This is a genomic window from Pseudomonas sp. S2_H10, assembly GCF_054668285.1.
On record NZ_CP162754.1, the window covers coordinates 4,405,617 to 4,430,000 of the forward strand.

Consider the following 24,384-nt stretch of genomic DNA (forward strand, 5'->3'; position numbering starts at 1 on the left):
GGCCGCAAACACTGTGGGAGCGGGCTTGCCCGCGATGGCGTCGGTACAGCCGGCTTCAATGCATCAGGCTTGAGCCGGTTCAGCACAACACCCCGATTCCAGATTCTTCAGAATCGGGCAATCCGGCCGATGGTCGCCATGGCAGTGCTCGACCAGGTCCTGCAAGGTGTCGCGCAACTGCCCCAGCTCACGGATCTTCCGGTTCAACTCATCGATGTGCTGGCGGGCCAGGGCTTTCACGTCGGCGCTGGCGCGCTGGCGGTCTTGCCAGAGGGTCAGCAACTTGCCGACTTCTTCCAGGGAAAACCCCAGGTCCCGCGAGCGCTTGATGAACGCCAGTGTGTGCAGGTCGCCGTCGCCGTATACCCGGTAGCCGCTGTCGGTGCGATGGGCTGCCTTGAGCAGGCCGATGGATTCGTAATAACGGATCATCTTCGCGCTTAGGCCGCTGTGGCGGGCCGCTTGGCCGATGTTCATCGGTTGTCCTCCAGGTCCTTGGGTTTCCAGGTTTTCAACAGTAGCGCATTGCTCACCACGCTGACGCTCGACAACGCCATGGCCGCACCAGCCAGCACCGGATTGAGGAAGCCGAACGCCGCCAGCGGAATGCCGATCAGGTTATAGACGAAGGCCCAGAACAGGTTCTGGCGGATCTTGGCGTAGGTCTTGCGGCTGATCTCCAGCGCGGCCGGCACCAGTCGCGGGTCACCGCGCATCAGGGTGATGCCGGCCGCGTGCATGGCGACGTCGGTGCCGCCGCCCATGGCGATGCCGATATCGGCGGCGGCCAGTGCCGGGGCGTCGTTGATGCCGTCACCGACCATCGCCACCACGCCGGTTTCTTTCAAGGCGGCGACGGTGGCGGCTTTGTCCGCCGGCAGCACTTCGGCATGCACGTCATTGATGCCCAGCGCCTCGGCGACCACCCTGGCGCTACCGCGATTGTCGCCGGTCAGCAGGTGGCTGCTGATATTGCGTGCGCTCAGTTGTTGCACCGCTTGCAGTGCGCCGGGCTTGAGCGTGTCACCGAAGGCGAACAGGCCCAATACCCGTGGTTCGGGAGTTTGTTCGATCAGCCAGGACAAGGTTCGGCCTTCTTTTTCCCACGCGATAGCCGAGTCGGCCAGCGCCCCGGCATTCAAGCCGCTATCCTCCAGCAGGCGACGATTGCCCAGCGCCAGGCGGCGCCCTTCGAGGCTGCCGGCGATGCCGCGACCAGTCAGGGATTGGCTGTCGCTGACATCGGCCACCTTCATTCCACGCTCGGCACAGGCATCCAGGACAGCCTTGGCCAGCGGATGCTCACTGCCGCGTTGCAGGGCGCCGGCCAATTGCAGCAGGCTCGCTTCATCACCGTCGACGGCACTCAGATGTGCAATGCGCGGGGCGCCGGAGGTCAGGGTGCCGGTCTTGTCGAACACCACCGCGCTGACTTCATGGGCACGCTCCAGTGCTTCGGCGTCCTTGATCAGAATCCCGTAGCGCGCCGCCACGCCGGTGCCGGCCATGATCGCCGTCGGCGTGGCCAGGCCCAGGGCGCACGGGCAAGCGATCACCAGCACTGCCACGGCGTTGATCAGCGCGGTTTCCATCGGCGCACCATAAAGCAGCCAGCCGATCAGCGTCGCCAGGGCAATGACCAGCACGGTGGGCACGAACACCTGGCTGACTTTATCCACCAGTTTCTGGATCGGCGCCTTGGCGGCCTGGGCGTCTTCCACCAGGCGGATGATCCGCGCCAGCACGGTTTCCGCACCGAGGGCCCGGGTGCGCACCAGCAACCGGCCTTCACCGTTGATCGCGCCGCCGGTGACGGTGTCGCCGGGCTGCTTGGGCACCGGCAGGCTCTCGCCACTGATCAGGGCTTCGTCGGCGTGGCTCTGGCCTTCGACCACTTCGCCATCCACCGGGAAGCGTTCACCGGGTTTGACCATCACCAGGTCATCGAGGCGCAGGTCGCTGATGGCGACTTCTTGCTCGTGGCCATCGATCACCCGGATCGCCCGTTCCGGACGCAAGGCTTCGAGGGCGCGGATGGCGCTGGCGGTCTGGCGCTTGGCGCGGCTTTCCAGGTACTTGCCCAGCAGCACCAGCGCGATCACCACCGCCGAGGCTTCGAAATACAGATGCGGCATGCGCCCGGCGGCGGTGGCCCATTCGTACAGGCTCAAGCCATAACCGGCGCTGGTGCCCAGGGCCACCAGCAGATCCATGTTGCCGGCCCCGGCGCGCACGGCTTTCCACGCGGCGACGTAAAACCGTGCACCGAAGATGAATTGCACCGGCGTGGCGAAGGCGAACTGCGCCCAGGCCGGCAGCATCCAGTGCACGCCGAACGGTTGCAGCAGCATCGGCAACACCAATGGCAAGGCGAGGGCAATGGCCATGATCAAGGCCAGGCGTTCGCGATGCAGGCGTTGCTGCTGGTTGTCGGTGAGCGGGTGTTCGGCTTCCCATACGCTGGCGCTGTAACCGGCCTTGCTCACGGCGGCGATCAGGCTTTGCGGGTCGACCCGACCGAGCAGTTCAAGGTGGGCGCGTTCGTTGGCCAGGTTGACGCTGACGCTTTTTACTCCCGCCACCTTGCCCAGCGCACGCTCGACCCTGCCGACGCAGGACGCGCAGGTCATGCCGTCGATGCTCAGTTCCAGGCTGTGTTGCGGCACGCTGTAGCCGGCCCTGGCCACGGCGTCCATCAGGGCCGGCAGGCTGTCGACGGGTGCCTGGACCCGCGCCTGTTCAGTGGCGAGGTTGACGCTGACGGCACTGGCGCCAATGACTTTGCTCAAGGCGCGCTCGACCCGCCCGGCGCAACTGGCGCAGGTCATGCCGGCAATCGGCAGGTCGAACGTGGTGGATTCGGACATCGGTCGCACTCCCTGTAGTAGATGACCACAGGATCAACCTTGCCACGCTGGCAAGGTCAAGTGCCATGTTTCAGATCAAGCAGCCGATCAGTAGCCGAGACCGGCGCGCTTGAGGTACATCCCTTCCTGCGTCATCGCGATGCGGTACTTGAGCACATCCCCGGCCTTGAGCTGGATTTCCTGCGAACCCGGCGCGAGCATGCCCGCATTGCAACCCGGCGCCTGCCCCGGGAGCAGTTTGAGGCGCAGCGAGACGATGCCGGGCGGCAGATTGAACGAGGTGCTCTGTTCCTGAAACAGCCGCGCCGCCAGTTGATCCTGGATATACACCCCGATTTCGCAATTGGTCGCGACTTCCAGGCGCTCGCGGGAAATGATCAGCACGCCATAATCCTGACCGGCAGCATTGACCGAAGGCGTGGCGGCGAAAAGGCTGAGAAAGCCAAACAGGCTGAAAACTGACCAGCGCATGGCTGAATCTCCTGAGTTCGAGTCATTGATGGACGCAGCTTGGCCGAGCGTCGCGCCGATTGCCAGCCCGGCAGCTAACTTCAGAACTTGACCTTGCCATGGTGGCAAGCTCGAAACTGGCCCCAACCCTCGGAAAAGGAGTCATCCCATGCAAGTGTTCAACGTTGAAGGCATGTCTTGTGGCCACTGCGTCAAGGCCATCACTCAAGCGGTGCAGGCCAGGGATCCGGCAGCCAGTGTGCGGGTCGATCTGGCGGCCAGGGAGGTCGGTGTCGAAAGTGCGCTGAGCGCCCAGCAAGTGATCGAGGCGATCAGTGAAGAAGGCTACGGCGTCAAACTGGCCTGATTTTAATAGTTAGCGAGCTACCGGAATGTTCAAGAAGTCCATGCGCGGCTAGACTGTCGGGCTGCCGACTCCTGCCTCACTGGATGCTTGATGAACTTTCGTACCATTTTGATTCTCGGCGCCTTGAGCGCTTTCGGTCCGCTGGCGATCGATTTCTATCTGCCAGCGTTCCCGGCCATGGCCCTGGCTTTCGGGACGGACGAAAATCACGTCCAGATGACCTTGGCGGCGTACTTCCTCGGCTTGTCCATCGGTCAGTTGGCCTATGGCCCGGTGGCGGATCGTTTCGGGCGACGCATTCCGTTGCTCATCGGTGTCGGCCTGTTCACCGTCGCCTCCGTGGCGTGCGCCTATGCGCCGAATCTGGAATGGCTGATCGGCGCACGTTTTATCCAGGCGCTGGGCGGCTGCGCGGGGATGGTGATTTCCCGGGCGGTGGTCAGCGACAAGTGTGATGCGGTGGGTTCGGCGAAAGTCTTTTCGCAGTTGATGCTGGTGATGGGGCTTGCGCCCATCCTCGCGCCATTGCTGGGTGGATTGTTGGTCAACACGGCGGGCTGGCAGTCGATCTTCCTGGCCTTGACCGGTTTCAGTGCGCTGGCGGGGCTGGCGGTTGCGACGGGATTGCCGGAAAGCATGCCGGCCCACATGCCGCGTCAACCGTTGTCGGGTGCGCTGCGTCAGTACGGCCGGTTGCTGGCCGACCGGGTGTTCCTCGGCCATGCCTTGACCGGGGGCATCGCCATCGCGGGGATGTTTGCCTACATCGCCGGTTCACCCTTCATCATCATCAAGCTTTACGGCGTTGCGGCCGAGCATTTCGGCTGGCTGTTCGGCATCAATGCGGCGGGCTTCATTCTGGTGGCGCAGGTCAATGCGCGGTTATTGGCCAAACGTGGCCCGATGTTCTTGCTGGCGCGCGCGGTGTGGGTTTATCTGGCAGCCGGTTTGACCCTGCTCGCGGTCAGCTCCCTGCACCCGGCACAACTGTGGCCACTGCTGATTCCGTTGTTCGTCTGTATCGCCAGCCTTGGTTGCATCAGTCCGAATGCCGCGGCCCTCGCGATGAACGGGCAGGGTGCGCGGGCTGGCAGCGCTTCGGCGTTGCTCGGTTGCCTGCAATTCAGCGTGGCTGCCGGTGCCTCTGCGCTGGTGGGCGTGCTGCACGACGGCAGCGCCGTGCCGATGGCGATGGTCATCAGCCTGTGTGGAATTCTGGTGGTGGGCGTGGCGATATTCACCCGGCGCTTGCAAAAGGCCCGGGCGTTGGCGCAAACCCAGGTTTGAGGCTGGAATCAGCCGGCTGCCTGCTGCGGGTGAAGGGGGGAATCTGGTGAGGGGCGTGGATGCGGGCTTCGAGAGTGCGCGTGAAAGCGCGAGCTTCTGCTTCGCTGCGGAACGTTACCGCATGCTGATCAAGACGGACTTGCCACTGGGACTTTGCCAGTTCTTTTATCAGGATCTTCATAGCCGATCTCCTCTTGTAAAAGACGTTACGCAAAAAGACTGCCTCGCAGGAGATTCGATTGTAGTCCTGAATACGAGCACGATTGTGACAAGAGGTAACTGTCGGACTGACGGTTTGTAACTAAAAAAAACATGGCTTTACGATGGCCTTCACAGGGGCTGTCAGCGACCGGGACGTCCCGGTCGCAGTGGAAACCCCCGCTTCAGAAACCTTCCAGCACGATCTTGCCCTTGGCCTTGCCGCTTTCCAGCAGGGCATGGGCACGGCGCAGATTGGCCGCGTTGATCGTGCCGAAGTGTTCGCCCACCGTGGTTTTCAGGGTCCCGGCGTCGATCAGCCCGGCGACGCGATTGAGCAGGTTGTGCTGCTCGATCATGTCAGCGGTTTCAAACAGCGAACGGGTGTACATGAACTCCCAGTGCAGTGACAGGCTCTTGCGCTTGAGCTTGGTCACGTCCAGCGACTTGGGGTCATCGATCAGCGCCAGTTTGCCTTGGGGCGCCAATGCCTCGACCAGTTGGTCCAGATGCTGGTCGGTCTGGGTCAGGCTGGCGACGTGGGTGACCTGATCCACCCCGGCATCCTTGAGGGCTTCACTCAGTGGCTGACCATGGTCGATCACCAGGTCGGCGCCCAGTTCCTTTACCCAGCTTTGAGTCTGTGGACGCGAAGCGCTGCCGATGACTTTCAGGGCCGTGAGTTGGTGAGCGAGCTGCGTGAGAATCGATCCCACGCCACCCGCCGCGCCGACGATCAGCAGGCTCTGGCCTTCAGCGGTTTTGCCTTCACGGACTTGCAGGCGTTCGAACAACAGTTCCCACGCCGTGATCGCGGTGAGCGGCAGGGCCGCTGCTTCGGCGAAACCCAGGGTCTTGGGCATGTGACCGACGATGCGCTCGTCCACCACATGCAACTCGCTGTTGCCGCCTGCTCGCGCAATGGAGCCGGCGTAGAACACCTTGTCGCCGGCCTTGAACAGCGTCACTTCACTGCCCACCGCCTTGACCACACCGGCCACGTCCCAACCCAGCACCTTGGCCGCGCCGCCTTCGGGCTGGACGTTCTGGCGCACCTTGGTGTCCACCGGGTTGACCGAGATGGCTTTGACTTCCACCAGCAAGTCGCGGGGACCGGCAACCGGTTCCGGCAGTTCGATGTCTTGCAGTGCGTTGTCATCACTGATCGGCAACGAGGCGTAGTAGGCAATGGCTTTCATGGGGCGGCTCCAGAACACGGATAAGGGAAGAGATTCGATGGAGAGATGATTGGCTATTTCTCCTGAAGATAAAACCGGCTAAAAGAGCAGTCTCTTTCAATATTTTTTTGATAATCGGTGTTCTGAATGCTGCGTTTCGATGACTTGCAGTTGTTTGTCCGGGCGGCGGACCTGGGCAGTCTGTCCGCCGCCGCGCGGGGCATGGACATGTCAGCGGCGGTGGCCAGTGCGGCGCTCAAGCGCATCGAACAGCAACTCGGCGTGCGTTTGTTGGCCCGCTCGACCCGCAGCCTGCGCCTGACCGCCGAAGGCGAGGGCTTTCTCGAATACGCCCGGGCGGCCCTTGGTCATCTCGACGAGGGCCGGCGATTGCTGGCCAGTGGTCAGGACCAGGTCAGCGGGGTGCTGCAGTTGTCGGCGCCATCGGACTTTGGCCGCAACCTGCTGTTGCCCTGGCTTGACGAGTTTCAGCGCGAACATCCGAAACTGACCGTGCGCCTGCTGCTGGGGGACCGTATCGCCGACCTGTTTCGCCAACCGGTGGACATTGCCCTGCGCTACGGTGAGCCGGAAGACTCCAGCCTGGTGGCGCTGCCCATCGCCCCGCAGAACCGCCGGGTACTGTGTGCCGCTCCCGACTATCTGGCACGCCATGGCGAGCCACGGCATCTGGAGCAACTGGCGCAGCACAATTGCCTGTTGTACATGCTCGGCAGCCGGGTCCACGATCACTGGAGTTTTCACGACGGCAAACGCGAAGTCAGCCTGACCGTCAGCGGCGATCGCTTCAGTGACGATGCCGATGTCGTTCGCCTGTGGGCCGTGGCCGGTGCCGGGATCGCCTACAAATCCTGGCTCGATGTCGCCGCCGATGTACTGGCCGGTCGCTTGAAGGTGTTGATGCCGGAACTGCTCTGTGAGCGCGCACCGTTGAATCTGTTGTGTGCCCATCGGGCGCAATTGAGCAAGCCGGTGAACCTGTTGCGCGAAATGCTTGTCAGCCGATGCTCTTCGTTGAGTAGTCAATTTCCGGGCGTTGCGGATATCGCTCATTAATCGCACGAAAAAAGAGAAATTTCTCTCAGGCACGATCACCACCTATGCCGGGCAGAGGACAGGATCCGGCGATCAACCCGCATATACTAACGCCCTCGTCATGGAAGTAGCGTCGATACTGGTCAAGATGACTCTGGGCAGAAGACGAAACGATTCAACAGGGAGTGAATACATGGAACATGCACCTTGCATCAGCCAGATCGCCACATTGCTGGCTGACCCAAAGCGCAGCGCGATGATGTGGGCCTTGATGGACGGTTCCGCGCGAACAACCGAAGAGTTGGCATTGCTGGCCGGCCTGTCACCGTCTTCGGCCAGTGCACACCTGGGACGTTTGTCCGCTGGAGGTCTGTTGAGGGTTGAAAGCCGTGGCCGCAAACGTTTCTTCCGCCTGGCCGCTCCCGAGGTCGGCGCGGCAATCGAAGCGCTGGCCAGCGCGACCTTCGCCAGCGCACCCCAGGATACTGCGCAGGTGTTCAAGCGCCCTACGCCGCTGGTCAAACCCCGGTCAGTGCGTTCGTCTTTGCTGAGTGCCCGGCTGTGCGACGATCACTTGGGAGGCACCCTGTCCGCCGACCTGTATCAGCGATTGCTGGAGGCCGGCTGGATCGAACATTCAGATCAGCGGGTCAAGGTCACGCTCAAGGGCGCGACGGAGTTGGCGGCACGAGGCGTGTTCGTCCAGGCGCTGGCCCATCACAACGGCAGGATCGCCTGCGCATGCCCGGACTGGAGCGAAAGACGCCCGCACATGGGCGGCTCTCTGGGCGCGGCATTGTTGCAGCTGTTCATGCAGTCGGGGTGGCTGAGCCTGCTCAACGATTCCCGAGTCTTGCAGGTGACAGCCTCCGGGCAACGCGAGATCCATCGCTTTGCCCGGGAGGCCGAGTTGGAAATGGCGCTGTAGGAGCCGGCTTGCCGGCGACGGCGGCGCCACATTCAGCTTTTTTGTTGAAAGAGAGGGCGCCATCGCTGGCAAGCCAGCTCCTACAGTTTTACCAACCGCGCATCGAGGCTGTTCTGCGCCAGGCGTTTGGCCTGGTCCTGGGTCATGCCCAGGTGGGTGTGCAGGGCATGGAAGTTCTCGGTGACATAACCGCCGAAGTACGCCGGGTCGTCGGAGTTCACCGTCACTTTCACGCCGCGTTCGAGCATGTCGAGAATGTTGTGCTGCGACATGTGATCGAACACGCAAAGCTTGGTGTTCGACAACGGGCACACGGTCAGCGGGATCTGCTCATCGATGATTCGCTGCATCAGGCGCTCGTCTTCGATGGCGCGCACGCCATGGTCGATGCGCTGGATTTTCAGCAGGTCGATGGCTTCCCAGATGTATTCGGGCGGGCCTTCCTCACCGGCGTGGGCGACGGTCAGGAAGCCTTCGTGACGGGCACGATCGAACACACGCTGGAACTTGCTCGGAGGGTGGCCCATCTCGGAACTGTCCAGGCCCACGGCGACGAACGCATCGCGGAACGGCAGCGCCTGGTCGAGGGTTTTCTGTGCCTCGTCTTCGCTCAGGTGGCGCAGGAAGCTCAGGATCAAACCGCTGGTGATACCCAGTTGCTGTTCGCCATCCTTCAGTGCCGCGGCGATGCCGTTGAGCACGACTTCGAACGGGATGCCACGGTCGGTGTGGGTCTGCGGGTCGAAGAACGGTTCGGTGTGAATCACGTTCTGCTCTTTGCAGCGCAGCAGGTATGCCCAGGTCAGGTCATAGAAATCCTGGGACGTGCGCAGCACATCGGCACCCCGGTAATACAGGTCGAGGAACTCCTGCAGGTTGTTGAAGGCATACGCCTTGCGCAAGGTTTCGACGTCGTCCCATGGCAAGGCGATCTTGTTGCGCTCGGCCAGGGCGAACAGCAGCTCGGGTTCCAGCGAGCCTTCCAGGTGCAGGTGCAGTTCTGCCTTGGGCAGGGCGTTCAGCCAGTCGTACATAATTCTGTTCTCATCAGGTGCAATGGTCGCCATTCTACAGAGGGTTGCCGCAACAATTGGTAAAACCTGACCAGGCGGTTCATCACACCGCTTGCGGTTCCCTTCGATAAGCGTAGGTGTCGGCGAAGCGCGAGAGCAGGAACTCGGCGCAGGTGGTGACCGGGTATTTCGCCGGGTGCGATTCATCCCGGCAACCGGGCAGGCATTCGATGCGGGTATCGGGGTGCGGCTCGGCGAAGAACGGCATTGAATAACGATCCACGCCGAGCGGGCTGAGCACCCGGTGCGGCGTCGACAGGTAACGGTCGTTGCTCCAGCGCGCCATCATGTCGCCGAGGTTGACCACGAACGTACCTTCGATGGGCGGCGCGTCGATCCATTCGCCCTTGACGTTGCGTACCTGCAAGCCGCCGGCGGCGTCCTGATAGAGCAGGGTGATGCAACCGTAGTCGGTGTGGGCGCCGGCGCCTTGCTGCTCGGTGGAACTGGCAGTATGGCGCGGCGGGTAATGGATCATCCGCAGCACGCTGACCGGGTCGTTGAAGCGTTTGTCGAAGAAGTCGCGCTCGATCCCCAGCGCCATGGTCATCGCCCGCAACAGCGTTTGCGCGAGGCTCTGCATGTCGACGTAATGTTGCTCCATCAGCGCTTGCCAGCCGGGTATCGACGGATGGCGATTGGGGCCGCGCAAGGGTTTTTCCGCCAGCACGTCAGGATGGTCGGCCGGCAGGTGCAGGCCCATGTCGAAGGTTTCCTTGAGGTCGCTGGGTTTGCTCGGGTCCAGTTGCTCGGTGGCAATGGCGCCATAGCCGCGATGATGGCGGGTCTGGGTGATGTCGATCCTGAGTTTTTCGGTGGCGGGTTGGGCGAAGAAGCGTTTGGCGTGGTCGAGAAGGGCGTCGATGCGCGCCGCTGAAATCGGATGGCCCTTGATGTAGAAGAAACCCCACTCGCGACAGGCGTGGTCGATTTGTTTGGCCACAGTTTGCCAGGCCATTTGGTCTTCGCTGTAGAGCGGGGTGATGTCGATGAGGGGAAGGCTGTTCATACGCAATCCTTGAACGCGATGAAGATCATATGTGGGAGCGAGCCTGCTCGCGAATGCGGTGTGTCAGCCAACATCAATGTTGAGTGTACAGACGCCTTCGCGAGCAGGCTCGCTCCCACAGGGTTTTGTGTTGTGGTTAAAACGTTACTTCGGTATTTCGGCCTTCATGCCTTCCACGTAGTAATTCATCGACGCCAGCTCCGCCGTGGTCGCGCTCACGCCCGCGGGGATTTTTTCGACGCCGGACTGATCCTTGATCGGCCCGGTGAACGGCTGCAGCGCACCGCTCTTGATATTGGCGATGAGTTGTTCGGCTTCGTTTTTTACCGCTGCCGGCACCAGGTCGCTGATCGGCAGCTCAACCGTGCCCTCTTTCAGGCCGCCCCAGTAGTCCTGGGACTTCCAGTCATGGTCGATCACGCTTTGGGCGGCCTGAATGTAGTGCGGGCCCCAGTCGTTGACGATGGAGGTCAGCACCGCCTTCGGTCCGAAGTGCGCCATGTCCGAAGCGTAGCCTACGGCATACACGCCGCGACGCTCGGCGGCCTGGATCGGCGCCGGGCTGTCGGTGTGCTGGAACACCACGTCCACGCCCTGGTCGATCAGGGCGTTGGCGGCATCCGCTTCCTTGCCCGGGTCGAACCAGGAGTTGACCCACACCACCTTGATCTCGGTGCCGGGGTTGTACTTGTTCAGGGCCAGCTGGATGGCGTTGATGTCGCGGATCACCTCCGGGATCGGAAACGACGCGACGTAGCCGATCTTCTTGGTCTTGGTCATCTTCGCCGCGAGGAAGCCGCCGACGTAGCGGCCCTCATAAGTGCGCGCCAGGTAAGTGCCGAGGTTCTTGTCTTGCTTGTAGCCGGTGGCGTGTTCGAAGGTCACCTTGGGAAACTGTTTGGCAACTTTCACGGTGGGGTTCATGTAGCCGAAGGAGGTGGTGAAGATCAGGTCGTATTTGTCCTTGGCCATGTTGCGGATCACCCGCTCGGCGTCGGCGCCTTCGGCGACGTTTTCCACGTAGTTGGTGGTGATCTGCGCGCCGAATTTTTCCGCGAGTTCCTTGCGCCCCTGTTCATGCTGATACGTCCAGCCGTGGTCGCCGATCGGGCCGATATAGACGAAGCCGACTTTCAGCGGGTCGTTGGCACTGGCACCCAGGCTGGCGCTCAGGCCCATGGCCGCCGCAATGGCGCAAAGCAGCTTCTTCAACGGACGTTTATGCATGAATTGAAACTCCATTTTGTTGTGAGGTTGGCTGGGCTCTCGGGCTTGCACAGGGCAATGCAAATTGCTGACCAACAAGACAACAAACACCTCAAGACCGAGGTGATGCTTTCGCGAGCAGGCTCGCTCCCACAAAAGCGCCGCAATCTCTGTGGGAGCGAGCCTGCTCGCGAAGAGGCCGGTAAGTCCGATAAAAGTGCACCTGCCAAACCGGCTGCCTGCTCTTGGTGCGCTAAGGTAAAACGAACCGTCAGCGCCCCTCCGGAGTCAGTAGCTCATCGATTCCACTCGGCAAAAAGGCTCGCCATGCTCACGACCCTCAAGCAAGAAAGTTTCCTGCTGTTGGCGCTGATCGCCGCGTGCGTGGCTTATCCGCTGGAGCACTGGATGCTGCACAGCGGCCAGGTCGTCGCGCTGGCGAGCGGGCTGGTGCTGATCGTCTTCATCGTCGCCGCCTCCATGCGCGTCGCCCATCAGGCCGAGTTGCTGGCGGAGAAGGTCGGCGATCCCTACGGCACGATGATCCTGACCCTGGCCGCCGTGCTGGTGGAAGTGGTGATCCTGGCGATCATGATGAGCAACGAAGCCTCGGCGACGCTGGTGCGCGACACGATCTATTCGGCGGTGATGCTCGACATCAATGGCATCCTGGGTCTCGCGGCGCTGATGGGCGGGCTCAAGCACGGCGAACAGTCCTATAACGACGATTCGGCGCGCAGCTACGGCGTGATGATCCTCACCGCCATGGGCGTCTCGATGGTGGTGCCGGAGTTCATTCCAGAAGCACGATGGAAGCTCTATTCAGCCTTTACCATCGGCGCGATGGTGGTGCTCTACGCATTGTTCCTGCGCATGCAGGTCGGGCCGCACAGCTATTTTTTCAGCTACAGCTACCCGGACAAGCGCCGCAGGAAGGAGCCTGGCGCAGAACCGCAGCCGATCAATCTGGTGCTGAGTATCGGCACCCTGGTGTTTGGGGTGGTGGTGATTGGCGCACTGGCCGAAGTGATGTCCAAGACCCTCGATCTGGGGCTGGAAGGAACGGGGGCACCGCCGGTGATCACGGCGATCCTGGTGGCGGCGATATCCGCGGCGCCGGAGATTTTGACCGCATTGCGCGCGGCACTGGCCAACCGCATGCAGTCGGTGGTCAACATCGCCTTGGGCGCGTCGTTGTCGACGGTGATCCTGACGGTGCCGGTGATGGAGGCGATGGCGCTCTATACTGGCCAGCCATTCCAGATGGCCATGACCCCGGTGCAGACCGTGATGGTTTTTCTCACCCTTATCGTCAGCGCGATCAACCTCAATGACGGCGAAACCAACGCCATCGAAGGCATGACGCACTTCGTGTTGTTTGCGACGTTCATCATGTTGTCGTTGCTTGGCCTTTAAGAACACCACAAAAACCTGTGGGAGCGAGCTTGCTCGCGATAGCGGTGTGTCATTCACAAAATATGTCGACTGACATGCCGTCATCGCGAGCAAGCTCGCTCCCACATTGGATCTTCGGTGCTTTAGGTCCCGGCGATCAACTGCCGTGCCGCCTGGCTGTGATCAGCAATCAAGCCCTTCAGGTCCAGCCCTTCGACCTGGCCATCGATCACTCGCCACTTGCCGCCGACCATCACCCGGTCCGCGCGATCGGCGCCGCACAGCAGCAGTGCCGAGACGGGATCATGGCTGCCGGAGAAGCGCAGTTCATCCAGCTTGAACAGGGCCAGGTCGGCCTGTTTGCCCACCGCCAGTTCGCCGATGTCCGTACGGCCCAGCAGACTTGCCGAACCTTTGGTCGCCCAGCCGAGCACGCGCTCCGGGGTGATCTTCTCGGCGCCGTAACGCAGGCGCTGGATGTACAGCGCCTGACGCGCTTCGAGCATCATGTTCGAAGCATCGTTGGACGCCGAGCCGTCCACGCCCAAACCAAGCAAGGCGCCGGCATCGGTCAGCTCGATGCTCGGGCAGATGCCCGAGGCCAGGCGCATGTTGGAGCTCGGGCAATGGCAAATACCGGTGCCGGCGGCGCCGAGGCGGGCGATCTCGTCCGGGTTGAAATGGATGCCATGGGCCAGCCAGGTGCGCGGGCCGAGCCAGCCGACACTGTCCAGATAGTCCACGGTGCGCAGGCCGAAGCGCTGCAGGCAGAAGTCTTCTTCGTCGAGGGTTTCGGCCAGGTGGGTGTGCAGGCGCACGTCGAGTTTGTTTGCAAGTTCAGCGCTGGCCGACATGATTTCCGGGGTCACCGAGAACGGCGAGCACGGTGCCAGGGCGATCTGGATTTGCGCGCCGTCACCGCGTTCGTGGTATTCGGCGATCAGTCGCTGGCTGTCGGCGAGAATCACTTCGCCTTCCTGCACGGTCTGTTGCGGTGGCAGGCCACCGTCCTTTTCACCGAGGCTCATGGAACCGCGGGTCAGCATGGCGCGCATGCCCAGTTCGCGAACGCTCTCGACCTGAACGTCGATGGCGTTTTCCAGGCCTTCCGGGAACAGGTAGTGGTGGTCGGCTGCGGTGGTGCAACCGGACAGCAGCAATTCAGCGAGTGCGACCTTGGTGGCGAGTGCGAGCTTTTCCGGGGTCAGGCGTGCCCAGACCGGGTACAGGGTTTTCAACCAGGGGAACAGCGGCTGATTGACCACCGGCGCCCAGGCGCGGGTCAGGGTCTGATAGAAGTGATGATGGGTGTTGATCAGGCCCGGCAGGATCACATGCTCGCGGGCATCGAACACTTCATTGCACGGCGCGGACGGTTGTTGACCGACGCCAAGCACTTCGACGATCAAACCGTCTTGCAGCACCAGGCCGCCACGGGCATCGAGACCGTTGGAGGTGAAAATGGCGAGGGGATTTTTTAACCAGGTACGGGTCGCAGGCATGTTGCCGGCTCCTCTGAAAGTTGGGTTCAGGGTTGCCAGCTCAGTGTTGTCCTGTCTGCTGATCCAGGTTCGCCGGGGAGGCGAGGTGCGCAGTGTCGATCAAAACGCTCTGGCGGGCAAGCCCGACCCGACAGGACACCCCCCCTACGGGCGGCGGTGATTACCAGGGAATGGTTTCACCCCGGTAATTGATGAAATGGTGCCCACCCTTGCCGACAAACGCGTTCACCTGATCCACCAGGCCACGGGTGCTGGTATCGACATCGATGTCCGCGCCTTCACCGCCCATGTCGGTTTTCACCCAGCCCGGGTGCAGCGACAGCACGGTGAGGCCGGTTTCGCCCAACTGGGTGACGAAGCTGTTGGTCATGGAGTTCAGCGCCGCCTTGCTGGCCTTGTACAGTGCCAGTTCCGGCGCATCGGGCATGGTCACGCTGCCCAGCACCGAGCTCATGAAGGCCAGCACGCCGGTATCCGGGCGCAGTTGCTCGACAAAACGCTGGGCCAGGTTGATCGGCGCCACGGCGTTGGTGAAAAACAGCTGACCGACGTCGGCCATTGTCGCGCCGCCGTTGGGCGTCTGGACCTCCGGCCCCTTGACCCCGGCATTGACGAACAACAGGTCAAACACCTCGCCCTTGAATTGTTGGCTCAGGGCGGACACCGCTTGCTGATCGTCCATGTCGAGCTTCTCGATGCGCACCTTGCCCAAGGCCTGCAAGGCTTCGGCTTTTTGCGGGTCGCGCACGGTGGCGGTGACTTGCCAGCCATCGGCCAGCAGGGTTTTCACCAGCCCGAGGCCAAGCCCTCGGGAGGCGCCGATGATGAGTGCGGTTTTTGCCTTGGACATGAGTGGCTTCCTTGAAAATTCAGAGTCGTGGATTCAATGGACACTGTTGCCCGAGCCGTTGTTGCAACTCGTCGCGCAGGGCGCCGAGTTCGGTCATGCGGGCTTCGATCAGTTTGAGTTTGTCTTGCAGCAATTGGGTGACGGCGCTGTCCGGGTCGGGCGACTGCCAGATCGCAGCGACGCTGTCTCCGATCTCGCCGAGGGTAAAGCCCAGCCGTTGGGCGGTCTTGATGTACTGCACCAACTGCACCATGTCTGGCGGGTAGTCGCGATACCCGTTGGCACTGCGTTGCGCGGCGATCAACCCGCGCTGCTCGTAAAAGCGCAGCGTGTCGCGGCTGACGGCGCTGGCCTGGGCTAATTCACCGATGCGCATCATCACGTCTCGAAGGGGCTTGACCCTGGAGCATACTCCAGGCTTTAGCCTTGTTGCTCCCTGAATTGATGGAGCAATGTCGATGTGGACTACAGCGCAATATCGCCGGTTGGTGCAAGGCAGTGCCTGGTACGACCTGATCGTGACGGTCGCGTTTGTCACGCCGTGGAGTTTTGCGGCGTTGCATGGGGTTTTGACCGGGGTGAGTCAGGCATTGAATTTACCCGGTGAACTGCCGCCGTTCGAACCGGTGCACATGTTGATGGCGAATCTGCTGGGGTCGATTGTCTGCGTGTGGTCGGTACTGCGGATTCGTGATCCGCAGCAGGTGTTTGGGCGGTATGACGCCGTGGCCAGATTCCTGTTCTCGGCCTGGCAGGCTTATGCCCTGAGCCGGGGTGCGAGTTCGATTCTGGTGGTTTTCTTGTTCTTTGAGTTGGCGTGGGGCATTGCTCAAGTGTTGCCTGTGCGGACGCCATCGCGGGCAAGCCCGCTCCCACAGGTACCGCAATATCCTTGTGGGAGCGAGCTTGCTCGCGATGAGGCCACACCAGTCAACCACTAATGCCCAGCCTGCCACGGCTGCCCCAACGACACCGGCGCATACAACCGTGTGCGCAGCGCGTCCCGCGACAGCAGCACCAACACCACAATGGTCGCGACATACGGCAGCATCGCCAGCAGACTCGAAGGAATCGCCAGCCCCAACCCCTGCGCCACCAGGTGCAGGATGCTGGCGAGGCCGAACAGGTAGGCGCCGAGCAGCAGGCGCCACACCCGCCAACTGGCGAACACCACCAGCGCCAGGGCAATCCAGCCGCGCCCGGCGCTCATGTTCTCCGCCCACATCGGCGTGTAGGCCAGCGATAGATAGGCCCCCGCCAACCCGGCCATTGCACCGCCGAACAACACCGCGAGGGTGCGCACCGCCAGTACCGGCAAGCCCATGGCGCTGGCTGCATCCGGGTTTTCCCCGACCGCCTGAATGATCAAGCCCACGCGGCTTTTCAGAATCACCCAGGCCACCAGCGCAAACAGCGCGAACGACAGGTACACCAACAGATCCTGGGCAAACAGCATCCGCCCGATCAGCGGGATTTCACTCAGATAGGGAATCGCCATCGGCTCGAACCCTGCCAGCGGCTTGCCGACCCACGCCGCACCGACGAAGGTCGACAGGCCCACGCCGAAAATCGTCAGGGCCAGGCCGGTGGCGACCTGATTGGCATTGAACAGCAGCGCCACCAGGGCAAACAGCGACGACAGCAACATCCCGGCGAACATCGCCAGCAACACGCCGAGCCACAGATTGCCGGTGTTGAACGCGACGATGAAACCGATCACCGCGCCAAACAGCATCATGCCTTCCTGGCCCAGATTGAGAACGCCGCTCTTCTCGCAGATCAGTTCGCCCAGCGCCACCAGCAGCAACGGCGTACCGCAGCGGACCATGGCGTAGAAAATATTGCTCAGCAGATCGATATCCATCACAACGCTCCTGCGTGTACGGCGGTGGCTTGGGCGCGGCGGGTCCAGCGCAGGTTCAGGCGGGGGCGATAGAGGATCAGCACATCACTGGCCAGCAGGAAAAACAGCATCATCCCCTGGAACAATTGGGTGATCGCCTGTGGCAGGTTCAGGCTCATCTGTGCGCTTTCACCGCCGATGTACAGCAGCGCCATCAACAGGCTGGAAAACAGGATGCCGACGGGATTGAGGCGGCCGAGAAACGCCACGGTGATGGCCGCATAGCCATAGCCCGGCGAGACCTGCGGCACCAACTGGCCGATAGGCCCGGTGACTTCGCACACGCCGGCCAGCCCCGCCAGTCCACCGCTGATCAGCAGTGCGAGCCAGATCAGGCGCCTCTCGCGAAAGCCGACGAAACCGGCGGCGCGCTTGTCCAACCCGAGCACTTTGATCTGGAAACCGACAAAGCTTTTCTGCAGCAATACCCAGACCGCCACCAACGCGAGCAGGGCGAAATACACCCCGGCGTGAACCCGGCCATCTTCCATCAACAGCGGCAAGCGGCTGGCATCGCCGAACATCGCCGATTGCGGAAAATTGAAACCTTCTGGATCTTTCAGTGGACCGTGCACGCAATACAGCAAAAGGTTCAGGGCGATGTAATTGAGCATGATGCTGGTCAGGATCTCATTGGCGTTGAAGCGCGTGCGCAACCACGCCGTCAGCCCGGCCCACGCGGCGCCGGCAAGCGTGCCGGTGAGCAAAATCAGCACCAGCGCCCAGCGGCTTTGCATGCCGATGATGTTCACCGCCAGCGCACTGCCGGCCAACGCACCGAGCAGCAGTTGACCTTCGGCGCCGATGTTCCAGATACGCGCCTGATAGGCGACGGCCAGGCCCAATGCGCAGAGCAGGATCGGCAGGGCCTTGACCAACAATTCGGAGACGCCGTACAGGTCACTGACCGGTGCGATCAGCAACGTGTGCAAGGTCAGCAGCGGGTCATGCCCGAGCGCGATGAACAACAGTGATCCACAGCCCAGGGTCAGTGCAGCCGCCAGCAACGGCGAGCACCACAGCATCAGGCGCGATTGCTGGCCGCGGGGTTCAAGAGAAAGCAGCATGTGACACTCCGTTAACGCGTGGCGAGTGATTGAGGGGCAGCGAACTGGCCGGCCATCCAGCCGCCGACATCGCTCAGGCGCGTATCGACGGTGGCGCTGAGTGCCGACAGCCGGCCGCCGCACAAGGCGCCGAGGCGGTCGCTGATCTGGAAGAGTTCGTCGAGGTCTTCGGAAATCACCAGGATCGCCGCGCCGGCATCGCGCAAGGCAATCAAGGCGCGATGAATGGTGGCGGCGGCACCGACGTCCACGCCCCAGGTCGGGTGCGCGGCGACCAGCAGCGCGGGTTGCTGGAGGATTTCCCGGCCGAGGATGAATTTCTGCAGGTTGCCGCCGGACAGGCTGCGGGCCGGCGTCTGGCTATCGGGTGTCTTGACGCCGAAGCGGCGGATGATCTCCTCGGCCAGCGCTTCGACTTTGCCGCGCTGAATCAGGCCGTTACTCACCAATCCCTGCTGGAACGCGGTCAGCAGTGCGTTATCCGCCAGGCTCAGCTCCGGCACCGCACCATGGCCCAGGCGCTCGGCGGGGACGAACGCCAGACCCAGTTGGCGGCGCGCATCGGGACGCAGGTGAGCGACGGGCTCCTCGGCAAAACGGATCGTCGCGCTGGCTTCGCGGGGCAGTCGCTCTTCGCCGCTGAGCAAGGCCAGCAACTCATCCTGACCGTTGCCCGCGACACCCGCGATACCGACGATTTCACCGCAGCGCACTTCAAGGTCGATGTCGTTCAGCGAGCAGCCGAACGGATCCGGGTTGTGCCAGGACAGTCCACGTACATCAAGGAACGCCTCACCGCCGATGACCTTCGGATAGTCGGCGATCAATTCCGCCGCCTCACCGACCATCAAACGCGCCAGTTGCTGATCCGAGCACTCGGCCGGCACGCAATGCCCGGCCACCCGTCCGCCGCGCAGCACCGTCGCACCATGGCACAACGCGCGGACTTCGCCGAGCTTGTGGCTGATGAACAGAATGCTGCAGCCCTCGGCGGCGAGCCGGCGCAGGGTCACGAACAAATCGTCGGCCTCTTGCGGCGTCAGCACCGAGGTCGGTTCATCGAGAATCAGCAGGCGGATGTCCTGCATCAGGCAGCGAATGATTTCCACCCGTTGCCGCTCGCCAATCGACAGGCTGTGGACAAGTCGCTCCGGTTCCAGCGCCATGCCGTAGCGCCGGGACACCTCGCGAATCTTCGGCTCAAGCTGTTTCGGTGTGCCTGCCGCCGCGCCCATGGCCAGGGCGATGTTCTGCGCCACGCTCAGGGTTTCGAACAACGAGAAGTGCTGGAACACCATGCCGATGCCCAGACCGCGCGCCTGGGCCGGGTTGCGCAGGCTCACCCGCTGACCTTCCCAGATCACTTCGCCCGAATCGGCGTGGGTGACGCCGTAGATGATCTTCATCAGCGTGCTTTTGCCTGCGCCGTTCTCACCGAGCAGGGCATGGATCTCGCCAGGGGCAATGGTCAGGTCGATGCCATCGTTGGCCAGGCAACCGGGGTAGCGTTTGGTGATTTTGCGCAGTTGCAGGCGCGCAATAGGGTCTGGGGCTGGAGCGGGATTGGGCATGACAGGCTCGGTGCTGTTGGACTTGTGCCTGTGGATAAAGCAATTTTCTGGCCATTAGGTCAGGAAAACTTTCGAGCCCGTTGAGCCGAGGCGCTGAGTACGCCGCTTTCAAGTGTGTCCCACGGAGCCGGGCACCAGATGGGGGCAATGCCGCGAATCAAGCCCCGATTTTGCTCGTGGGGATTTGCTCAAAAAATGAGCAAACGACCACAAGCCATGCCGTACAGGGCGCCGAGAGGGCCATGAACGGGTTATCCACAGATTGCTCCACAGTATTTGTGCGCAAGCTCAAAGCATGGGCATAAGCACTGAGTGGCTTTCTTCTAAAGGCGATAAACCGTTGTAACTGATTGTTTTTATTTAAATTTAAGGTGCGTGATGGCAAATTGGGCGAAAAATGAGCAAAGTCCGCAAAGCCGCATGACAGAAGGGTTACAGCGGTATGTGCTCAGGTTATCCACAGCCGGGTGCACAGCAGATGTGGGCAAATATGGAATATGTGAAAAAGCGCCGTGCCCCAAAAGATCGCAGCCTGTGCCGGCGTCTTTCAGCGCTGCAACAAAATGCGCCCGCGACTCAAATCGGCCAGTTGTGATTGCAAGGTATCGATCTGCGCAGCTCCCACGGCCAACTGCAATTCGACGCCATTGGCGGTGAAGGTTTCATCCACAACCAGCCCACCTGCCTCCGCCACCCGCAGCTTGACCAGGGCCAACTCGGCAAACCCGCACGCGCAACGCAGCGGCACGCGGCTGATCAGCTCGATCTTTGGCGCCGCTTGCAGGCATTTGTTCGCGCCGCCGCCATAGGCCCGGGCCAGCCCGCCGGTGCCCAACTGGATGCCGCCATACCAGCGAATCACCAGCACCGCGACCTGATCGCAATCCTGCGCCTCTATCGCCGCCAGGATCGGGCGGCCGGCCGTACCGCCGGGTTCGCCGTCATCCGTGCTGCGATACTGATGGCCGAGCTTCCACGCCCAGCAGTTGTGCGTGGCATTCAAGTCACTGTGTCGTTCAATGAACGCCTGGGCCTCGGCCGGGCTGGCAATGGGCTCCGCGAAGGTGATGAAGCGACTTTTGCGAATCTCTTCGCGGTATTCGCAAAAACCGCTGAGGGTAAATGGCATAGGTCATCAAATGGCAGGTTTCAGGCCGCAGCCCTTGAGAATGATGCGGATCAGGTTGTCCCCGGCGTCTTGCATGTCTTGCTTGGTCAACCGGGTGCGCCCGGTGACGCGGCAGATTTGCGTGGCGAAGTCGGCGTAGTGCTGGGTGCTGCCCCACAACAGGAAAATCAAGTGCACCGGGTCGACCGGGTCCATTTTACCGGCGTCGATCCAGGCCTGGAACACGCCCGCACGACTCTGGAACCAGGCGCGGTAATCCTGGTTGAAGTACTCGGTCAGGCACGCGCCGCCGCTGATGACTTCCATGGCAAAAATCCGCGAGGCTTGCGGCTGGCGGCGGGAAAACTCCATTTTCGCGCGGATGTAGCGGGTCAGGGCTTCGGCCGGATCGTCCTCGGCGGTGAGGGTGTTGAAGGTGCTGTCCCACAGCTCGATGATGTTGCTCAGCACCGCCACGTACAAGCCGAGCTTGTTGGTGAAGTAGTAATGCAGGTTCGCCTTGGGCAACCCGGCGTTCTGGGCGATGGTGTTCATGCTCGTGCCTTTGTAACCGTGACGGGCGAACTCGTCTTCGGCGGCCTTGATGATGGTCTCTTCGTTTTTCTGACGAATGCGGCTGGTGGGCCTGCCGCCGTGGGCTGGGACTTCAAAGGTCATAAGCACTTCCGAACTGATGGGTGGGACGGCCAGTGCGTTGATAGCGTACCCACCGGCTTCAGACAAGTCCTTATAGGGCGCAATGATCATTAACGCGTCGCGGCCAGGCTTTCCAGAAAACTCTCCAGCACCAGGTGGGGGCGACGTCCCTTGCGGGTGACCGACGCCAGGCTGAGGTCATAGAAGCGAGTTTTCGCTTTCAACGCGCGCAACCGGCCTTGTTGCACCCAAAGACTCGCGTAGTGATCCGGCAGGTAACCGATATAGCGCCCGGTCAGGATCAGGAACGCCATGCCTTCGCGGTCCGAGGCGCTGGCGGTGCAATTGAGCGCCTGGTAGTGGGCCTGGATTTCCGCTGGCAAACGGAAGGTCGGTGCGATGGCGTCCTGGCTGTTCAGGCGTTCGTCGTCCAGTTGTTTATCGTCGACATAATACAGCGGATGGCCGACCGCGCAGTACAACAGCGAACGTTCGCTATAGAGCGGTTGATACTCCAGCCCCGACAACGCGCTGGCCTGCGGCACCACGCCGACGTGCAGGCGGCCGTCGAGCACGCCTTGTTCGACTTCATTGGGCGCGATCATACGGATCTGGATCTGCACGTCCGGGCCGCGTTCTTTCAACTGCGCGAGGGCATGGGTGATGCGCATGTGGGGCAGGGTGACGAGGTTGTCCGTCAAGCCGATGATCAATTCGCCGCGCAAGTGCTGGTGCAGACCGTTGACCTCGGTGCGGAAACTTTCCAGCGCACTGAGCAGTTGCAACGCCGATTGATAGACCTCGCGACCTTCTTCGGTCAGGGAAAACCCCGCACGTCCCCGTTGGCACAGGCGCAGACCGAGGCGTTGCTCCAGGTCGCTCATCTGCTGGCTGATCGCCGAGCGACCGATGCCCAGTACGGTTTCGGCCGCGGAGAAGCCGCCGCATTCCACCACGCTGCGAAAAATCCTCAGCAGGCGGATATCAAAGTCGCTGACCTGGGCCAGCGGATCGGGACGGCGAGTGCTCATGCGGGTTACTCGAAAGTTTAGTAGGTGGCTGACTGAACATTAGAAGAGTTGCATTTCACCGACTTTATCCCCGTGGCAATTTAGCTGCAACAACGGTTTTCAATCCTTACGCCGCTTACAGCCTTGCGAGATTTTGCCCATGAACTTGCCTGAAAACGCCCCGTCGTCCCTGGCCAGCCAGCTCAAGCTTGATGCTCACTGGATGCCTTACACCGCCAACCGTAACTTCCAGCGTGATCCACGCCTGATCGTTGGCGCCGAAGGCAGCTGGCTGATCGACGACAAGGGCCGCAAGGTGTATGACTCGCTGTCGGGTCTGTGGACCTGTGGCGCCGGGCACACCCGCAAGGAAATCCAGGAAGCGGTCGCCAAGCAGCTGGGCACTCTCGATTACTCGCCAGCCTTCCAGTACGGCCACCCGCTGTCGTTCCAACTGGCCGAGAAAATCACCGACCTCACCCCGGGCAACCTGAACCACGTGTTCTTCACCGACTCGGGCTCCGAGTGTGCCGACACCGCCGTGAAGATGGTTCGCGCTTACTGGCGCCTGAAGGGCCAGGCGACCAAGACCAAAATGATCGGCCGCGCCCGTGGCTACCACGGTGTGAACATCGCCGGCACCAGCCTCGGTGGCGTGAACGGCAACCGCAAGCTGTTCGGTCAGGCAATGATGGACGTCGACCACCTGCCGCACACCCTGCTGGCCAGCAATGCTTACTCCCGTGGCATGCCGGAGCAGGGCGGTATCGCCCTGGCTGACGAACTGCTGAAGCTGATCGAGCTGCACGACGCATCGAACATCGCCGCCGTTTTCGTTGAGCCTCTGGCCGGTTCCGCTGGCGTGCTGGTTCCGCCACAGGGCTACCTCAAGCGTCTGCGTGAAATCTGCGACCAACACAACATCCTGCTGGTGTTCGACGAAGTGATCACCGGTTTCGGCCGTACCGGCACCATGTTCGGCGCCACCACCTTCGGCGTGACCCCGGACCTGATGTGCATCGCCAAGCAAGTCACCAACGGCGCGATCCCGATGGGCGCGGTGATTGCCAGCTCCGAGATCTACCAGACCTTCATGAATCAGCCGACGCCTGAATACGCGGTTGAATTCCCGCATGGCTATACCTATTCCGCGCACCCGGTGGCATGCGCCGCTGGCCTGGCAGCACTCGACCTGCTGCAAAAGGAAAACCTGGTGCAGAACGTGGCTGAAGTCGCACCGCATTTCGAAAATGCGCTGCACGGCCTCAAAGGCACCAAGAACATCATCGACATCCGCAACTTCGGCCTGGCCGGCGCGATCCAGATCGCTCCACGTGACGGCGATGCCATCGTGCGTCCGTTCGAAGCCGGCATGGCGCTGTGGAAAGCCGGGTTCTACGTACGCTTCGGCGGCGACACCCTGCAGTTCGGCCCAACCTTCAACAGCAAGCCGCAGGACCTGGATCGCCTGTTCGACGCGGTCGGCGAAGTGCTGAGCAAGATCGACTGATTTCTCCTTCTATATACCTACAAACAACGGGCGCCCGGAAACGGGTGCCTGTGGACAACTTTTCAGGAGCTTCCATGAGCGTTATTCCGCATTTGATCAATGGCGAACTGGTGACCGAGAACGGTCGCGCGGTCGATGTGTTCAACCCGTCTACCGGCCAGGCTATCCACAAGTTGCCGCTGGCGACCCGCG

The 24,384-nt window shown here is 61.9% G+C and carries 24 protein-coding genes (1 of these 24 cut by a window edge); 8 read left to right on the forward strand and 16 right to left on the reverse strand.

Going from position 1 to position 24,384, the window contains the following annotated elements; genetic code table 11:
* Window positions 1-63: 63 nt before the first annotated feature.
* The 3 genes from cueR to AB4O16_RS19705 form a co-directional block, all read right to left on the reverse strand.
* The gene (gene cueR / locus AB4O16_RS19695) at window positions 64-477 is read right to left on the reverse strand and encodes a Cu(I)-responsive transcriptional regulator (RefSeq protein WP_160385970.1); all 414 of its coding nucleotides are present in this window, start codon (window positions 475-477) and stop codon (window positions 64-66) included.
* Complete coding sequence (locus AB4O16_RS19700; RefSeq protein ID WP_460155596.1) at window positions 474-2,867, reverse strand: heavy metal translocating P-type ATPase; 2,394 nt, start codon at window positions 2,865-2,867, stop codon at window positions 474-476. Before AB4O16_RS19700 ends, cueR begins: the two co-directional genes overlap by 4 nt.
* 87 nt (window positions 2,868-2,954) lie before the next feature.
* Entirely contained in the window at window positions 2,955-3,338 is a 384-nt protein-coding gene (locus AB4O16_RS19705; protein ID WP_460155597.1) for a hypothetical protein, read from the reverse strand.
* A 148-nt stretch (window positions 3,339-3,486) separates the two neighbouring features.
* On the opposite strand from AB4O16_RS19705, the gene AB4O16_RS19710 reads away from it, so the two are divergent.
* Complete coding sequence (locus tag AB4O16_RS19710) at window positions 3,487-3,684, forward strand: heavy-metal-associated domain-containing protein (RefSeq protein WP_160385967.1); 198 nt, start codon at window positions 3,487-3,489, stop codon at window positions 3,682-3,684.
* 90 nt (window positions 3,685-3,774) lie between these two features.
* Complete coding sequence (locus AB4O16_RS19715; protein ID WP_160385966.1) at window positions 3,775-4,971, forward strand: multidrug effflux MFS transporter; 1,197 nt, start codon at window positions 3,775-3,777, stop codon at window positions 4,969-4,971.
* Window positions 4,972-5,354: 383 nt separating this feature from the next.
* On the opposite strand, the gene AB4O16_RS19720 is transcribed toward AB4O16_RS19715, so the two are convergent.
* Window positions 5,355-6,368 (reverse strand): zinc-binding alcohol dehydrogenase family protein, encoded by a 1,014-nt coding sequence (locus tag AB4O16_RS19720; protein ID WP_460155598.1) that lies wholly within the window; start codon window positions 6,366-6,368, stop codon window positions 5,355-5,357.
* Between the two features lie 126 nt (window positions 6,369-6,494).
* Between AB4O16_RS19720 and AB4O16_RS19725 the strand changes: the two genes are divergently transcribed.
* The gene (locus AB4O16_RS19725; RefSeq protein ID WP_460155599.1) at window positions 6,495-7,424 is read left to right on the forward strand and encodes a LysR family transcriptional regulator; all 930 of its coding nucleotides are present in this window, start codon (window positions 6,495-6,497) and stop codon (window positions 7,422-7,424) included.
* 172 nt (window positions 7,425-7,596) lie between these two features.
* Window positions 7,597-8,331 (forward strand): ArsR/SmtB family transcription factor, encoded by a 735-nt coding sequence (locus tag AB4O16_RS19730; RefSeq protein WP_460155600.1) that lies wholly within the window; start codon window positions 7,597-7,599, stop codon window positions 8,329-8,331.
* Window positions 8,332-8,411: 80 nt separating this feature from the next.
* Here AB4O16_RS19730 and AB4O16_RS19735 read toward each other — a convergent pair whose 3' ends face one another.
* The 3 genes from AB4O16_RS19735 to AB4O16_RS19745 form a co-directional block, all read right to left on the reverse strand.
* The gene (locus tag AB4O16_RS19735; protein ID WP_160385962.1) at window positions 8,412-9,365 is read right to left on the reverse strand and encodes an adenosine deaminase; all 954 of its coding nucleotides are present in this window, start codon (window positions 9,363-9,365) and stop codon (window positions 8,412-8,414) included.
* Window positions 9,366-9,447: 82 nt separating this feature from the next.
* A complete protein-coding gene (locus AB4O16_RS19740; RefSeq protein ID WP_460155601.1) occupies window positions 9,448-10,413 on the reverse strand; it encodes a 2-oxoglutarate and iron-dependent oxygenase domain-containing protein in 966 nt (321 codons plus the stop codon).
* Window positions 10,414-10,557: 144 nt separating this feature from the next.
* Window positions 10,558-11,640: a BMP family ABC transporter substrate-binding protein gene (locus AB4O16_RS19745; RefSeq protein WP_160385960.1), complete on the reverse strand. Its 1,083-nt coding sequence runs from the start codon at window positions 11,638-11,640 to the stop codon at window positions 10,558-10,560.
* Window positions 11,641-11,946: 306 nt separating this feature from the next.
* Between AB4O16_RS19745 and AB4O16_RS19750 the strand changes: the two genes are divergently transcribed.
* Window positions 11,947-13,035: a calcium:cation antiporter gene (locus AB4O16_RS19750; RefSeq protein WP_460155602.1), complete on the forward strand. Its 1,089-nt coding sequence runs from the start codon at window positions 11,947-11,949 to the stop codon at window positions 13,033-13,035.
* 122 nt (window positions 13,036-13,157) lie between these two features.
* Here the strand turns inward: AB4O16_RS19750 and AB4O16_RS19755 are convergent, their stop codons facing one another.
* The 3 genes from AB4O16_RS19755 to AB4O16_RS19765 all read right to left on the reverse strand — a co-directional run bounded on the left by AB4O16_RS19755 (window position 13,158) and on the right by AB4O16_RS19765 (window position 15,742).
* Window positions 13,158-14,516, reverse strand: a complete 1,359-nt coding sequence (locus AB4O16_RS19755; protein ID WP_150719194.1) for an 8-oxoguanine deaminase — start codon at window positions 14,514-14,516, stop codon at window positions 13,158-13,160.
* 160 nt (window positions 14,517-14,676) lie between these two features.
* On the reverse strand, window positions 14,677-15,366 hold the full coding sequence (locus AB4O16_RS19760) for an SDR family oxidoreductase (RefSeq protein WP_460155603.1): 690 nt from the start codon (window positions 15,364-15,366) through the stop codon (window positions 14,677-14,679).
* A 19-nt stretch (window positions 15,367-15,385) separates the two neighbouring features.
* Window positions 15,386-15,742, reverse strand: coding sequence for a MerR family transcriptional regulator (locus tag AB4O16_RS19765; protein WP_150719199.1), 357 nt, complete (start codon window positions 15,740-15,742; stop codon window positions 15,386-15,388).
* Between the two features lie 82 nt (window positions 15,743-15,824).
* On the opposite strand from AB4O16_RS19765, the gene AB4O16_RS19770 reads away from it, so the two are divergent.
* Window positions 15,825-16,307, forward strand: a complete 483-nt coding sequence (locus AB4O16_RS19770) for a hypothetical protein (RefSeq protein WP_160385958.1) — start codon at window positions 15,825-15,827, stop codon at window positions 16,305-16,307.
* On the opposite strand, the gene AB4O16_RS19775 is transcribed toward AB4O16_RS19770, so the two are convergent.
* The 6 genes from AB4O16_RS19775 to AB4O16_RS19800 all read right to left on the reverse strand — a co-directional run bounded on the left by AB4O16_RS19775 (window position 16,304) and on the right by AB4O16_RS19800 (window position 22,703).
* Window positions 16,304-17,230, reverse strand: coding sequence for an ABC transporter permease (locus AB4O16_RS19775; protein ID WP_150719197.1), 927 nt, complete (start codon window positions 17,228-17,230; stop codon window positions 16,304-16,306). The genes AB4O16_RS19770 and AB4O16_RS19775 overlap by 4 nt on opposite strands.
* A complete protein-coding gene (locus tag AB4O16_RS19780) occupies window positions 17,230-18,336 on the reverse strand; it encodes an ABC transporter permease (protein ID WP_460155604.1) in 1,107 nt (368 codons plus the stop codon). The genes AB4O16_RS19775 and AB4O16_RS19780 overlap by 1 nt, the downstream gene beginning before the upstream one ends.
* An 11-nt stretch (window positions 18,337-18,347) precedes the next feature.
* A complete protein-coding gene (locus AB4O16_RS19785) occupies window positions 18,348-19,907 on the reverse strand; it encodes an ABC transporter ATP-binding protein (RefSeq protein WP_460155605.1) in 1,560 nt (519 codons plus the stop codon).
* A gap of 547 nt (window positions 19,908-20,454) precedes the next feature.
* Window positions 20,455-21,036: an IMPACT family protein gene (locus AB4O16_RS19790; RefSeq protein WP_160385955.1), complete on the reverse strand. Its 582-nt coding sequence runs from the start codon at window positions 21,034-21,036 to the stop codon at window positions 20,455-20,457.
* A 6-nt stretch (window positions 21,037-21,042) separates the two neighbouring features.
* Window positions 21,043-21,693: a TetR/AcrR family transcriptional regulator gene (locus AB4O16_RS19795; protein ID WP_460155606.1), complete on the reverse strand. Its 651-nt coding sequence runs from the start codon at window positions 21,691-21,693 to the stop codon at window positions 21,043-21,045.
* A gap of 89 nt (window positions 21,694-21,782) precedes the next feature.
* Window positions 21,783-22,703 (reverse strand): LysR family transcriptional regulator, encoded by a 921-nt coding sequence (locus AB4O16_RS19800; RefSeq protein WP_460155607.1) that lies wholly within the window; start codon window positions 22,701-22,703, stop codon window positions 21,783-21,785.
* A 139-nt stretch (window positions 22,704-22,842) separates the two neighbouring features.
* On the opposite strand from AB4O16_RS19800, the gene aptA reads away from it, so the two are divergent.
* Window positions 22,843-24,192, forward strand: coding sequence for an omega-aminotransferase AptA (gene aptA, locus AB4O16_RS19805; protein WP_160385953.1), 1,350 nt, complete (start codon window positions 22,843-22,845; stop codon window positions 24,190-24,192).
* 74 nt (window positions 24,193-24,266) lie between these two features.
* Window positions 24,267-24,384, forward strand: partial view of a CoA-acylating methylmalonate-semialdehyde dehydrogenase gene (locus AB4O16_RS19810; RefSeq protein WP_110661513.1) — the 5' end (the start) only. The gene runs 1,376 nt beyond the window's last position; the window shows 118 of its 1,494 coding nt (coding positions 1-118); the start codon lies at window positions 24,267-24,269; its stop codon lies off the right edge, out of view.